Genomic DNA, 13,212 nt, shown 5'->3' with positions numbered 1-13,212 from the left:
ATGGGTGGCCGCTACAGGCGGCGGCCATATCGAGCGAAGTCTATCAGGTTTGATTTGCGATCAAGGGCTGTCACCAGCGCTCGCTTGAATGCGGCCGTATCCTCGAGCCGCGACGCAGCGCAAACAGAGAGCACGAGCGCTGCTGCAGAAGCCAGAAAGGCAGCGAGCCCCGCTACGACAAACGATTTGTCGCTGATTGCAAGCGATATTGACAGGGCGAGCGCCAGTATAGGGAAATGGGTCACGTAAAGCGTGTAGGAAAAATCACCGGTCTTCACCAGCCATGCTGGGAAGTCGAATCCCTCCCCGTTCCAAACAAGCAAGCCGTAGGCAATTCCGGCGCAACCTATAGCTTGCGCCAAAGTCCCAAAAGAGCCGTCGATATAGTCCGAATAGCCCGGAGTCATATAGCAAAGCGCCACTGCCGCCGTAGACGCCGCGAGGAAGATGCCGGGGTTCCTGGCGCCAGGCAGGTTCGTGAACGCTCCGAGGCACCAGATCACCGCAAAAAAGCAGAAACGATGATGGTCGATGCCAGTCCATACGGCGAACAGCACCAAAGCACAGCCGATCGCTCTTGCTGCCAAGTTTCGTCCGAATGTCAGCATCGCGCCGCCTGCAGCCGCGATGTAGAGCTTTACCTCAATGTAGAGAGTCCAAAGCGGGCCGTCCGCGATTGTCAGTCCGTTGTAAAGCAGGAGGCTTTGCACGAGCTCAGTGAGCCGAAGCGAAATGCCGGACGCGCGAAGAGTGCCGAGGGAGCTGCCCTTCGATCCTGGTAACCCGAATAGTTGAATTGTTACGACGACTGCTACGGTCAGCACGATTGCAAATAGAAGCGGTGGGTAAAGGCGGGCGATGCGGTTGAGAAGATAATCGATAGGATCAAAAGAGCCGTTCCTGCGGATATTGGAACCGATACTGGCCACAATCAGGCGTCCGGACAACAGGAAGAAAGCCAGCACCGCAAAACGTGCGGCCCAGCCGGAAGCCATGTCCGCCCACGAGCCTGCGCCATAAAGCCGCCAGAGGAAGGCCTGAGCAACATGCGCGCCCAACACGACAATCGCGGCCACGCCTCGCACCACGTCAAAATGGAGGTTCATTTTGTGGATCACGAGCGCCCCGGACAAGTACACTTGCGTATACCCCTATCGTTCACGCCCGCCTCGCGCAAGCCGGAAGATTACCCATGACTTGCCCGCTTGAAAACTGCGCCAGCCGATATTGAGGTTGAGCGGACAGTAATCTGCTGGGCTGTACGCGTGACCCAGCAGATCGTCGCTTACGAACTGGCCTCACGGGCAAGACGATATGCGCGCGCCATCGTGTAGAAGCTGTGGTGCTCAGGGCCGATACCATTAATCGTCGAAGCATCGACGACTCTGACGGTCGACGCATCAGACGCTAGTCCTGCAGCGTTCAAAGCGTCGAGGTCGATTGAGTGGTGAAGGTGAATGCCGCGGAGGAACAAATCCGGTCTCCCGGTCCTGAGCAGCGCCGGCCAGGGAAGCGATAAGCGAGACACGGCCTGCGCAGCGTTGTGGTCGATCGGGTTCAACGCAGCATCCTCTCGAGAGAAGTCCAGCGCATCACGGACCAACAGCTGCGCGTACACACTCAACACAGGCGAACGTGGGAACAACCCAAACTTGTTGAAGAGCGCTTCCGCCACCAGCCCCGGTGAGGTCGTCTTCAGGAGCCTGACCATCGCGCTGTTCGTTGGGAGCCCGTATACGGCCCGCTGTTCGATCCCGCGATCGAGCGTGCGGTAATCGAAACGCGCAGGTCGCTGCGTGAGCAGCGCATCACCATCCGAGCTGAATTCAAAAGCGAGCCAAAACCCATCCCCTGCCCTTTCCACCTGCGGTGGAGAATAGTCCGGCGTGTGCTGGTGGATCTGTCCCGCATAGCAGATGATATGGTCTGATATGAACGCTCGCCTGAGATCGGGGGAGACGGATCTGGATAGGATCTTGGGCGAGTTGAGCACGCCTGCCGCGATCCAAAGCCGTCTCGACTTGAACGTTTCATCGGCAGCCAAGACCGTTTGGCCGCCACCACCAATGTCAAATCGATCCACGGCAAGCGGCACAAATCGCAGATTGTCACCGCGCTCGCGCGACAATCTTTCCCATTCCCGCCGCGGCCGCACTGGCCTCCTTGGTACAAAAAGCCAACGCTGGTCGATCTTTTCCTGGATTGAAGTTCGCGGATAAAAATACTGGAAGAGTTCGGCAATTTCGCTGCGGCACTCGCGCGCATAGGGAGCCCTAATTGCTGTCGGGATGACGCCGTGCCAAAAATTGCCTAGTCCCCCGACCCCACTATAGGAGGAGGGGATGGATTTCTGATCACCATAGAATTCCAGTTGCCCTGTCTCGGGCCCGCCAAGAACGAGAACTTTTCGCGATGCAGCGAGGCCAAGGGCAGTCGCAAGCGCCGCCAGCCCGGAGCCAACTATAATGTCGTCGTAAACCACGTCTTGTTACTCAGATAAAGGTAGCCGTACCATCTATATCCCATTCCTCGCAGGACGAAATCGACCGGGCGTAGAACACAAGGCCATTTTCGCAGCACGCGCATGGCGTAACCATAGAGCCTGAATGCAATCGCCTCCGCCTCACTTCTGAAAGGGCGCTCGCAAGGCTTGAACAGGCAAACCTCCTGTTCGACGGTGTCGGGCCATCGCGGCGCCAGCATGAAACCGGCCAGATCATCGTAGCTTGTCGCGATCGTTGCGCCGGCCGGCAGTTCGGAGATTCGGTCGAAGACAACGCCGATGGTTAGAACGCGAGCGTTCAGCCTCTCGCGCGCCAGGTTCTGCGCCAGCAGCTTCGCCGTGGGGTAGTTGTAGCATCTGGTGTACGGAACGACGTTTGTCGTAGCCGACGACACATAGACGTACTCGGCGGCGCCGGCGCGTGCCAGTTCTTCGATCAGCGCCGCGTTCTCGTCCGGCTTCTTGGAATACGCAAAAACCCACAACCGATCAGTCGGCAGAAGTCCAGCATTGTCAATCTCGGTGTGGCCAAGTGCAACTTGGAATTTTGCAGCGATATCCGACCGTCTCGCCAATTCGCGCCAAACAGTCGAGTTTTTCCCGACAATGACCTCGCGCTCGATGTTTTCTGCGACGCCAAGCTTCATCCCTGCGATTTCCTACTAGCCGACGCTCTACTGAACGCTCGTCTCATTTTGATGGCGGCAATGCATTTGCCAGCTCCACAAGCCTCAAAATCGGACGTACTTGAGAAGGGCGTTGCAGGTATACAGAGAGAAATAGAGGGACGAGCTTGGGATGCTGAGGCCCTCGATCTCTCGATAAGTAGACCAGACCTTCTTTGCCGAATTGACCTTACTGCGCGATACTGACCCTTTCAGCACCCGGTAGCGCATAAGATCCTCCTGCAGCGCGCTAGCTACGTGTCCGGCGCGAAGCAATTTCAACCAGAGAGCGAAATCGTCGTAGTAGGTTTTCGTCATCCGAAAATCGCCCGTCTGCGTCCGATCGACCATTGCTGTGGATGTTGCGATCGCGGTGTTGCCGAGGAGCATGCGGTAAGTGAGTCGGTCCGGCACCTTGATCAAGCGCCCTTCGTTGTCACCATCCTCATCGACCCGCCTGAATTGGGTATAGCTGAGCGCCGCTCCTGAACGGCGCATGAAATCGAGTTGACGCTCAAGCTTTGTCGATAGCCACCAATCGTCGCTGTCCAGGAACGCGATGAACCTGCCCTGCGCCTGCCGGAGCGAAGCGTTGCGCGCCATCGCGGGCCCTTGATTAGTGGTCTGTGCAATCAACTTCACTCGCCGATCCCGCTCAGCATACCGGGCGACGACTTGTCGCGTCTCATCGGGTGAGCAGTCGTCCGTTACAATCAATTCCCAATGGCGATAGGTCTGCTGCTGAACAGATGTAATGGCCTTGTCTACGTATTTAGCTGCTCGGTAGGCAGGGGTGATAATTGAAACGAGATCGACCATATGAAGGAGTTCCTACGCACCTTTCAACCATCGCCTTTTCAGCACCATCGGAGGCGCGTGGTCGGGGTGACGCATTGCGATGCCAGCGTCAACAATAACCTCAAGTAAGGAGATCGTCCTACATTCGCTGGCTGGCGTTTTACTCAATTAAGCCCGAGAGCTACAAGCTTAGGTATTTTAATACCATAAGTGGCGATAAAGTAGTTGCTTACAAGGGCCATATCGATACCACTCCCTATCCAAGCCACCTCAACGATAGTTTGACGAACTGGAGAGCCGATGTCGCTTGACCAATACCGTAACAGCCGCCTCCTCGTTACAGGGGGCGCGGGTTTTATTGGATCGCATTTGTGCGAGCGACTCCTGACCGAGGGCGCCGAAGTCGTGTCAGTAGACAATTACTTTACCGGCAGCCGCCGCAATATCACGCAACTTCTTCAGAACCCGTTTTTTGAGGCGGTGCGCCATGACGTCACGTTTCCGCTTTATATCGAGGTCGACGCGATCTTCAACCTGGCCTGCCCGGCCTCGCCGATCCACTATCAGCGCGACCCGGTGCAGACCACCAAGACCTCGGTGCATGGCGCCATCAACATGCTCGGCCTCGCCAAGCGGCTCAAGGCGCGGATCTTCCAGGCCTCGACCAGCGAGGTCTACGGCGATCCGCTGATCCATCCCCAGACCGAGGATTATTGGGGCAACGTCAACCCGATCGGCATCCGCTCCTGCTACGACGAAGGCAAGCGCTGCGCCGAGACGCTGTTCTTCGACTACTGGCGCCAGCACGGCCTGCCGATCAAGGTCGCACGCATCTTCAACACCTATGGCCCGCGCATGCAGCCCAATGACGGGCGCGTGGTGTCGTCCTTCATCGTCCAGGCGCTCAAGGGCGAGCCGATCACCGTGTTCGGCGACGGCGGGCAGACCCGCTCGTTCTGCTATGTTGACGATCTCGTCGAGGCGATCCTGCGGCTGATGGTGACGGACGAAGACGTCACCGGCCCGATCAATCTCGGCAACAATTCCGAGTTCACGATCCGCGAGCTGGCTGAGAAGGTCATCAAGCTCACGGGCTCGCGCTCGCAGCTCGTGTTCAAGCCGCTGCCGCAGGACGACCCGCGGCAGCGCCAGCCCGACCTCGCCAAAGCCAAGGCGACACTGAACTGGGAGCCGAAGGTCGCGCTCGAGGATGGCCTGAAAGAGACGATCGCCTATTTCAAGCACTCACTCGAAATAGCCTGATTAATCTCCCACGCGCAAAGGGACTCTATCCGAATCGACCCATCCTCCGGCACTCTCTGCGGAATGCCGTCTCGGCAGAATTGTCGCAGCGCTTCCGTTTGATCTCCAATCTGCTCAACATCCCGCTCTCCGTCGCCATGGTCACCCATGGCGGCGCGCTTCTCTTCCCGTTCTGGCACGTGATGTCGCGGAGGATCTTCGAGCGGCCACGAACGCCTGACTAGCGAGCTTCTGGATTTTTCATCACGTCTGCGGTGAGTCGAACGAAATCTGCAACGAACACCTTCACGCGCTCTTCGAGATTCGGCAACAGGTCCCGGGCGGTCGCGGGATCGGCCGATTGCGCGACCTGCGACATGTGCTCGGCCAAGGCTTCGGCATCGTGGATGCCGAAATATCGCGCGCGGCCCTCGGTCTGCTCGCGATGTACCTCGAGGCCGGACAGCAGCATCGGGACACCAAACGACTTTGCTTCCTCGACGGTGGTGCTCCACCCCTCGCACTCCGAAGGATTGATGAGCGCCGCCGATGCGCGCAGGAGCGCGTAGACATGGTCGAGCGGGATCATTCCGAGATGCCGGAAGTTCGTCTCGAGGCCGCGCGCTTTGACTTCTTGCATCATCGCTTCGAAAAGACCGGGCTCGCGGAAGTCCAGCGTGCTTCCCGACGCCGCGACGACGACGTCGAGCCCCCTGCGTTTCAAGAGGTCAAGCGCATCGACGACGAGCTGGTGATTCTTGTGACGCCAGAACTGATTTGGCAGGTAGAAATAGCGTGACGGCAGGCCATAACTAGCGATCACGTCGGACGGATTCGTGGCGAGGAGGCTGGCCGGCGGTTCGGTCGCAAACCGGACCACGGAGACGGAGTTCAACAGGCCCGGATAGAATTTCTTGAGATCACCAAGTGCGCTGGCGCTGCTCAACATGACGTGGCGGCCGGAGGCAAGCTGGATCCGAAAGCCGAGATCACGCCGCCAATAGGCGCTCCTCGAGAAAAGATGCGGGAGCAAGCGGTGCTGGAAATCCGGGAACCAGGCGATCGCCGGGAACGGCAGACGCCAGCCAAAGAAGCGCGCGGATTCGAACACTATGTCGATCTTGCGAGTCCTGAACTCGGCGTTGGCGGGACCGTCCAGACCAAAGGCAATCGCGCGGGCGAGATCCGTCGCACGGGCAAGGCCGGTCGCGGCATGATCGAACACCGGCGAGCGCGCGACCTCGACGGCGGGAACGCCGGCCAGCGCCGCGATCTCCTCGGATTCATCAGCGGTTCCGGCAAACAGCACGGGCGTCACCGATCCCGGCGCGTGCCTGTTGAGCGCCTCGAACAGATTGCGTTGATAGTTATAGCCTCCCGCCCATAGGCGGCGCGGAATGTTGGTGAAGGCGATCCGCACCGGCGCGCGCTCAGGCACGGGCTTGGCCCCTGAACCATTTGACGTAGTCGGCCAGGCCGCGCTCCAGCGGGATGTGCCAATCGAAATTCATGTCGAGCACGCGCCCGTTATCGGCCAGCAGGGTCGTCGGATCGCCCGGCCGCGCGACGCCGGAAAACTGCACGACCGTGTTGCCGCCCCAATGCCCGATCAGGCCTTCGGCAATGCCGGCCACGCTCACACCGCGCCCGGAGCCGCCATTGATCACGCCAAAATTGTCCTGCCACGGCCCCTCTGCGACGCGCGCCAGCAGGCGGACAACGTCGCGAACGTCGGTCCAGTCCCTGATCTCGGCTCCTGTTCCACCGAGGTTCAGCGTGCGCTGCTCGTTCCGCAGCCGCGAGCAGATGTCCCACAGAAGCTGCTTGCGAAGGTTGGGACCATAGACCGAGAACAATCGCACGACCATGCAGCGAATGCCGAAGCTCTGGACGTAGCTTTGACACAGCTGCTCCATCATCAGCTTGTGGTGGCCGTAGGGCGACATCGGCGCCGGCGCCGCGCTTTCGGGAATCGGACCGGTGTGATCGGCACCGTAGACCGCAGCGCTCGACACCACGACCAGCCGACTCGTGGGCGCAAAGCTGCGAAGCCATTCAAGCAGGCGCGCCGTACTGGCTACGGTCCGCGAAAAGTCCTCGAACGGACGCTCTATCGACAATCCGACAGACGATCCGCCGGCGAGATGGAAGACGTGCGACGGCAGTCCGTGCGCGGCGGCGAGCGCATTCAGGTTGGCCGCGTCGACTTCACCGTTGATCCAGGTCTGCAAGCCGAGCGCCCGCGCGTCGCCCGGATCGAGGGCACCATGACCGACGCCATGCACCGCATGCCCGCTGCCCGCCAGCTCGTGGACGAGATGGCGGCCGATGAACCCGTTCGCGCCGGTAACCCACATGAGCATGACGTTACCTTGCGGGTCGACGATTGGCTGGTGAGCACATACCGGTCCTCGTTGTCATTCGGTGCTCCTTCATCGCTCGTCCGGCGCCAATTCCCTGATGACGGTGGCGGGATTGCCCGCCACGATGGAATAGGCCGGAACGTCTTTGGTGACCACTGCACCTGCGGCGACGATCCCACCTTCACCGATCATCACGCCTCGCATTACCATCGCGCAGGCACCGATCCACGCATCGTCGCAAATCTTGATCGGGCGGTCGTCGAGAGAGAGCTTCCGCGGGTGCCCCTGCGTGAATATCTGCTTCACTTGCTCGTGCCGTTCGTTCGCGCGGATCGGATGCGAGAGATTATCGAATATGTTCACGGAATGCGAAATCAGGACGCGGTTACCGATGTCGATCGAAGCTCCCGACCAGATCCGCGTGCCCCCCCCGACATAGCACCATTCGCCGATCGTAATTCGACCGCCGTGACCGAGCACCATCAGCTCGCCCCTGACGTGGGAATGGTCGCCAATGACAATCCTGTCGCTATCGCCTAACGCGTTCCGGATCCGCGCGGTATGGGCCAGGAACGCTCGTCCATGCAAGCGGCAGGTCGCCCGTCCGATCAGGCGCTGGACGATATAGTCAAAGTTGATGCCATCGAGGGCATGCGCACAATGACGCACGAGCGTCGAGAGGGTGGACATCAGCAGACGCTCTTACACAGCACGGCCGATCGTGTTCGGATTCTCAATTGACACCTCCGACGGAGCCACTCTCCCCGTCCTTTACCCGACCAGGAAGTTGATATTCACGTATTCAAGCGGAGAAATACTATAGCACGCTAAAGGCGCCCTATGAGCTCCACGAATTCTTTCCATTGGGCATCCTTGCTGTAAATCTCACGGATGCGAGCCCGCCCGAGCGCGGCGATTTCGGCCGACCGGGGCCAGTCCTGCAGACTTCGCGAGGTCACTTCGGCGGCGTGTTCCGGCGTTCCATAGGGCTCGATCGTGACGCCATCCTGCATGCCCTCCGGATATCTTCCGGCGTCGGACACGAGCAGGGCACCGCAGCCCATCGCCTCGAAGCACCGCATATTGCCGCGGTCTTCGCCGGACATGTCGATCGCGCCATTCAGGACGATCTTGGACGATCCGATCAGCTCATAGAGGTCTCTCCCAAACACAGGCGGCCGGGCGATGGCTGCGATGGCATCGGGACGCCGGTGTTGGCGCAGCGGCAGCAACCGTCCGATGGCGCTCTCGGCGAGCCTGGTCAGGCGCGATGCATCGAGACAGAACACGACCTGATGTGCGTCCGCCAGGTGTGCGACCCGCTCCAGCGTCCTGGCACGCGTGCGATGGTGCCGCGAGTAACCGCCGACAAAGACGACGTCGACCGGACGCTCGCCGTGGCCATACTCGTCCATCACGGGATCATGCGCCGGAAAGAACGGTTCTCCCCGGCATCCCTTGCGGCGCCATATGTCGAGAATCGAAGGAAAGTTTGCAAGCACGGCGCCATAGGCCGTGAAATCGGCATTTCCCGACGGTGCGGCACGCCAGCACACTGTCGTCTTCACGCAGCCCGGCAGCTTCGAAACGAACGCGCTCGGATAGCGCACCGGATCGAGGTTGTAGAACACTTCGGTGGCGTGGTGCTCGATCTGCGCAAGCAGGATGGCCTCGAGCGTCGGCTCGTCCGGCATGCCCTGCTCGCGCGCCCAGCGGCGCTGCAGGACCTCGTCGTCCCCGTTGGTGAAAAAAACCTCCGGCGATCCGTCCAGCACCGGCTTCAGGAAATGTGACGCGCCGAAACGGTCGTTCAGAAACACCTCGCGACGCTGTTCGAAGGTGACCGCCTTTGCCGCGAGCATGTTCAACCGCGGCAGATAGGAGGGATAGAAGCAGCTATTCTGGAACAGACGCATCTTACGCGTACCTTGCCAACATCCATTTCATGTTCAGATACGGCCAGATCCGTCCGACCGCCTCCCAGTCCCACGTCTTCGACGCCGTCAAGCGGCTGACCGCCCGGCGCAAGGCCGTTTCATCGACCAGTTCGGCAAACGCCGGCACCTCGCGAGCGAGCAGGTCTGCCGTCCAGCCGGCCAAAGCTCCGTTCAGCCATTCGGGCATCGGCGAGTTGAAGCCGACCTTGCGGCGCGCCGTGCGGATCGACTCCGGCATCAGGTTCGCCATCGCGCGCCGGGCGACAGCCTTGGTGTAGCCATCCGCCGACTTGCTGCTTTCGGGAAGCGCCATCGTGTAGGTCACCAGGCGCCAATCCATGAAGGGCATGCGGACCTCGACGCCGTGGGCCATCGAGAGTCGATCGAAGTTGCGCAGGATGGTGGGGAGCACCGTGCTGTGAAACATGCGGTAGAGGCGCCGGTTCAGCCCGCCCCATTCACGCGGCAGCACATCCTCCTCTGCGACCAGCGGAAGCGGAGCCGGAAGATCGTGCAGGCCACCACGCAGAAAATAGACGCCCTGACGCTTCAGGGCCAACATGCGCAGGAAGTCCACGCCGCGACGCGCCAGCGGCGATCGCGACGCCAGGTCTTCTGCCGCGTTCCGGATCCGAAACGCAAACGTCTGTCCTTCCTGCAAATAGGCGCCCATCAACTCGTCCGCTCCGTGGCCGTCGAGCGACACCGTCACGTCGTTTTGCCTCAATTGCCGATAGATCAGCCATACCGCGCTGGGCAGGCTGATATAGACGTCGTCGAGATCGTCAAGAATCCGGTCGAGATCCGTCAGCGCATCGGCCTGCCCAATTTCAAGAAACGTGGGCTCGACCTTGGCCCAGGCTGCAGCTTCCTCGGCCATCGGCCGCTCGTCATTCGATGCACCCGGGAACGTCGCGACGAAGGCGTGGCGCCACGCGGTACTGTCGCGCGGCCCCATCCCGGCCTGCTCGTGCGACGCCATGGTGCAGATCACCGCCGATGAATCGAAGCCTCCGGACAAGCACGTCCCGATCGGCACATCGCTGCGCATCCGCAGGGCCACGGCATCCTGGAACAGCTCGCGGAAGCCGGCCACGCGCTCGGATTCCGTAGTCGGCACCGACGGCAAATGATCGATGGTCCGCCACCAGCGCCGGACGCTGACCTTGCCCTGGCGCAGCCACATGGAATGGCCGGCCTGCAGACGGCGAACCTGCCGAAACAAGGTCCGCTCGCTTCCCTCGATCCCGAAAGCGTCGAGCAACAGCCGGCGCGCCACCTCCAGATCGACCGAGGGATCGATCAGTCCGCTCCGCACCAGCGCCCGCTGCTCGGAGGCGAAGACAAATCGCTCCAGCGACATGGCATAAAGCAGCGGCTTGATGCCGAAGCGATCGCGCGCGAGGAACAATTCGCGCGTGCTCGTATCGAAGATCGCCAGGGCCCACATGCCGTTGAAGCGCGGCAGCATGTCTTCCCGCCAGGCTTCCCAGGCGGCCAGGATCACTTCGGTATCGGATTCGCTACGGAACACCGCGCCCTGCGCTTCGAGCTCGCGGCGCAGCTCGAGAAAATTGTAGATCTCGCCGTTGAAAACAATGACGTAACGGCCGTCCGCAGACAGCATCGGCTGATAGCCGCCCTCGCCGGGATCGATGATCGCAAGGCGACGGTGGCCGAATGCGAGAGTCCGGTCCGGGCCGAACCAGGTTCCTTCGCCAAACGGACCACGATGCGCGATCAGGCGGGTCAGTCGCGAGATGTCGGACGGCTCGACCGCATTGCCGCGCAAATTGACGATTCCGGCGATTCCGCACATGTCCTAGATGGCCTTCAGGGGTACGAAGCGACTGAGAATTGCCCGCAAGTCTTGCCAGCAGGCGCTTCGATAGGGTCCCAGCTGCGACGCGGCAACTTCGACGACGAAGATGATCGCAGCCGTCAGCGACGAGGCGCCTCCCACGGACCACCAGGACGGGGCAAGCTGGAATGGTGCGCGGTCGAGACCGTAGCGCAGCGACAGGGCCGTCGCGATCCCGATGCCGAGCGGCATCAACACACAATGGATGACGCGCGGCCAAATGCCGGGGAGGTCAAAACTACGGCGCAACAGCATGACGATGGTCGCCATCTGCGCGATCATGCCGGCGCAGGCGCTCCAGCCTGCAGCCTGCCATCCGAAGCTTGGCAAGACGATCGCACTGGTGACGACGGTGACGACGCCCGTGATCAACGCGATGAGCGCATTGGAGCGCGACCGTCCCTGCGCCAGCAGATAGAAGCCGAACACGTTCGCGCTCGATCCGAGGATGCCGGCAATCGACATTACGACGAGCACCCGCGCAGCCTCGGCCGCGACCTCGGCACCGGTCCAGACATGCAGCAGCGGACCGGCCACGGGGATCAATGCACCCAGGGCGCTTGCGGCAAGGACGTTCAAGATCCACGACGATCGGAACAGCAGGTCGACCTTGCGATCCTCGCTCTCCTTTTGCAGCGTGCTGAAGAACGGAAACAGGATCTCACCGACCTTGAGGATGCCGATATAGGTTGCCTCCTGGAGGCGCTGCGCCACGCCATAGAAACCGACGAATTGAGGTTGCAGGAGCGCGCCAAGCAGATATCGATCGGCCTGCCCGGCAAAGAGCGCGCCCCCCTGTGCGACTATCTGCCAGCCGCCCAGCCGAATCAGCCTGCCGAATGCGTCCCGATGCAACGCTGGCCGTGCCAGCCACTGACGCATTGCGCCGCCGGACCAGGCCAGGGCCATCAGCAGGCTGGCCGCAAACCCCAGCGTCTGGCAGCCAAGGAACGTCGATGCGTGTGGCGCGGCGGGGATCAGCAGCAGCATCGACAGGGTCGAGACCACCGTGCTGACGATGCCGATCGAGGCGATCCGTCGGTAGTCCTGCCGCGCGGTGAACAACGAAACGAAGGCCGCTGATACGCATTGGCATAGCCAACCGGCACTGGCCAGTGTGAAAGCCAGTCCAAGATCGTCGGCCGCTGGACCTGCCAGATGAAAGCCGAGACGCGCCAGCGGAGCTCCGGCTACCCAAAAGAAAATGGTGATCGGTGCGCCCGCGCCAACCGCGAGCATGATCGCCGTCGCGAACAGCCGTCGCGCGTCTTCGCGATCGGGCGGCTCCAGTCGCAGCGCAAGCTCGCGTGCCGTCGACAGTCCGAGCGCGTTGCTGAACACCAGCGCAGGCGCAATGCATGCGGTCACTAGACCCGCGACACCGAATGCAGCGAGACCGAGACGAGCGATCACGAAAGGCAGGATGGCCAGGTTCAGCACTACGGCCACAAGGAAGGCCATCGCATTCCACGCCGAGTTCCCCAGAAGATCGGGTGACCTCTTTTTCAACGCCATGCCAGCCACCCCGCCCTCACCACGTCACGCCTTTGCACCTCGCCGCTCAGGGTTCCCCCAGGTACGCCCGAAACCGGCTAGCAGCCAGCACGCCGAATGTCGATAGGCGGAGGAGGCCGCCGCCGCTCCGGGCCGATTCGACTGCCAATCTCAGCTCGCCCCCCACGACCTGCCTAGACAGATCCTGAGCAGATCGGGGATGAGCGACTCGGTCGCGGGCAGGCCGTTCAGAGCTCGTCCGATTCCCGGTTCCTCGGCGTCGAGCGGGGCACCAAGAGACGAAAGGCGCTCCGTTCGTGGTGGGCACCTCTTCTACTGGAGTCGCCAG

12 protein-coding genes are annotated in these 13,212 nt (G+C 61.3%); 2 read left to right on the top strand and 10 right to left on the bottom strand.

The window, feature by feature from the left end; translation table 11 throughout:
* Window positions 1-11 precede the first annotated feature (11 nt).
* From ACVJ5M_RS16405 to ACVJ5M_RS16390, 4 genes are all read right to left on the bottom strand, one after another.
* Window positions 12-1,106, bottom strand: coding sequence for an acyltransferase family protein (locus ACVJ5M_RS16405; protein ID WP_354100494.1), 1,095 nt, complete (start codon window positions 1,104-1,106; stop codon window positions 12-14).
* Window positions 1,107-1,285: 179 nt separating this feature from the next.
* Window positions 1,286-2,482 carry a hypothetical protein gene (locus ACVJ5M_RS16400; RefSeq protein ID WP_354100495.1) on the bottom strand — a complete coding sequence of 399 codons (1,197 nt, stop codon included), beginning with the start codon at window positions 2,480-2,482 and terminating at the stop codon, window positions 1,286-1,288.
* Complete coding sequence (locus ACVJ5M_RS16395; RefSeq protein WP_354100496.1) at window positions 2,461-3,150, bottom strand: hypothetical protein; 690 nt, start codon at window positions 3,148-3,150, stop codon at window positions 2,461-2,463. The genes ACVJ5M_RS16400 and ACVJ5M_RS16395 overlap by 22 nt, the downstream gene beginning before the upstream one ends.
* Before the next feature lie 84 nt (window positions 3,151-3,234).
* Window positions 3,235-3,987: a glycosyltransferase family 2 protein gene (locus ACVJ5M_RS16390; RefSeq protein WP_354100497.1), complete on the bottom strand. Its 753-nt coding sequence runs from the start codon at window positions 3,985-3,987 to the stop codon at window positions 3,235-3,237.
* Between the two features lie 279 nt (window positions 3,988-4,266).
* Between ACVJ5M_RS16390 and ACVJ5M_RS16385 the strand changes: the two genes are divergently transcribed.
* Both ACVJ5M_RS16385 and ACVJ5M_RS16380 read left to right on the top strand, forming a co-directional pair.
* On the top strand, window positions 4,267-5,229 hold the full coding sequence (locus tag ACVJ5M_RS16385) for a UDP-glucuronic acid decarboxylase family protein (protein WP_354100498.1): 963 nt from the start codon (window positions 4,267-4,269) through the stop codon (window positions 5,227-5,229).
* An 80-nt stretch (window positions 5,230-5,309) separates the two neighbouring features.
* The gene (locus tag ACVJ5M_RS16380; protein WP_354100499.1) at window positions 5,310-5,453 is read left to right on the top strand and encodes a hypothetical protein; all 144 of its coding nucleotides are present in this window, start codon (window positions 5,310-5,312) and stop codon (window positions 5,451-5,453) included.
* Here the strand turns inward: ACVJ5M_RS16380 and ACVJ5M_RS16375 are convergent.
* The 6 genes from ACVJ5M_RS16375 to ACVJ5M_RS16350 all read right to left on the bottom strand — a co-directional run bounded on the left by ACVJ5M_RS16375 (window position 5,450) and on the right by ACVJ5M_RS16350 (window position 12,884).
* Window positions 5,450-6,646 carry a glycosyltransferase family 4 protein gene (locus ACVJ5M_RS16375; protein WP_354100500.1) on the bottom strand — a complete coding sequence of 399 codons (1,197 nt, stop codon included), beginning with the start codon at window positions 6,644-6,646 and terminating at the stop codon, window positions 5,450-5,452. The two genes, ACVJ5M_RS16380 and ACVJ5M_RS16375, sit on opposite strands and share 4 nt — an antisense overlap.
* Complete coding sequence (locus ACVJ5M_RS16370) at window positions 6,639-7,571, bottom strand: NAD-dependent epimerase/dehydratase family protein (RefSeq protein WP_354100501.1); 933 nt, start codon at window positions 7,569-7,571, stop codon at window positions 6,639-6,641. Before ACVJ5M_RS16370 ends, ACVJ5M_RS16375 begins: the two co-directional genes overlap by 8 nt.
* A gap of 69 nt (window positions 7,572-7,640) precedes the next feature.
* Complete coding sequence (locus tag ACVJ5M_RS16365; protein WP_354100502.1) at window positions 7,641-8,261, bottom strand: acyltransferase; 621 nt, start codon at window positions 8,259-8,261, stop codon at window positions 7,641-7,643.
* 137 nt (window positions 8,262-8,398) lie between these two features.
* A complete protein-coding gene (locus tag ACVJ5M_RS16360; RefSeq protein WP_354100503.1) occupies window positions 8,399-9,487 on the bottom strand; it encodes a glycosyltransferase in 1,089 nt (362 codons plus the stop codon).
* A 1-nt stretch (window position 9,488) separates the two neighbouring features.
* On the bottom strand, window positions 9,489-11,327 hold the full coding sequence (asnB, locus tag ACVJ5M_RS16355; protein WP_354100504.1) for an asparagine synthase (glutamine-hydrolyzing): 1,839 nt from the start codon (window positions 11,325-11,327) through the stop codon (window positions 9,489-9,491).
* Window positions 11,328-11,330: 3 nt separating this feature from the next.
* A complete protein-coding gene (locus tag ACVJ5M_RS16350; protein WP_354100505.1) occupies window positions 11,331-12,884 on the bottom strand; it encodes a lipopolysaccharide biosynthesis protein in 1,554 nt (517 codons plus the stop codon).
* Window positions 12,885-13,212 lie beyond the last annotated feature (328 nt).

The organism is Bradyrhizobium sp. S3.7.6, assembly GCF_054061875.1.
The sequence above is the reverse complement of the archived record's forward strand: the minus strand, read 5'-3'. Positions and strand labels throughout refer to the sequence as shown.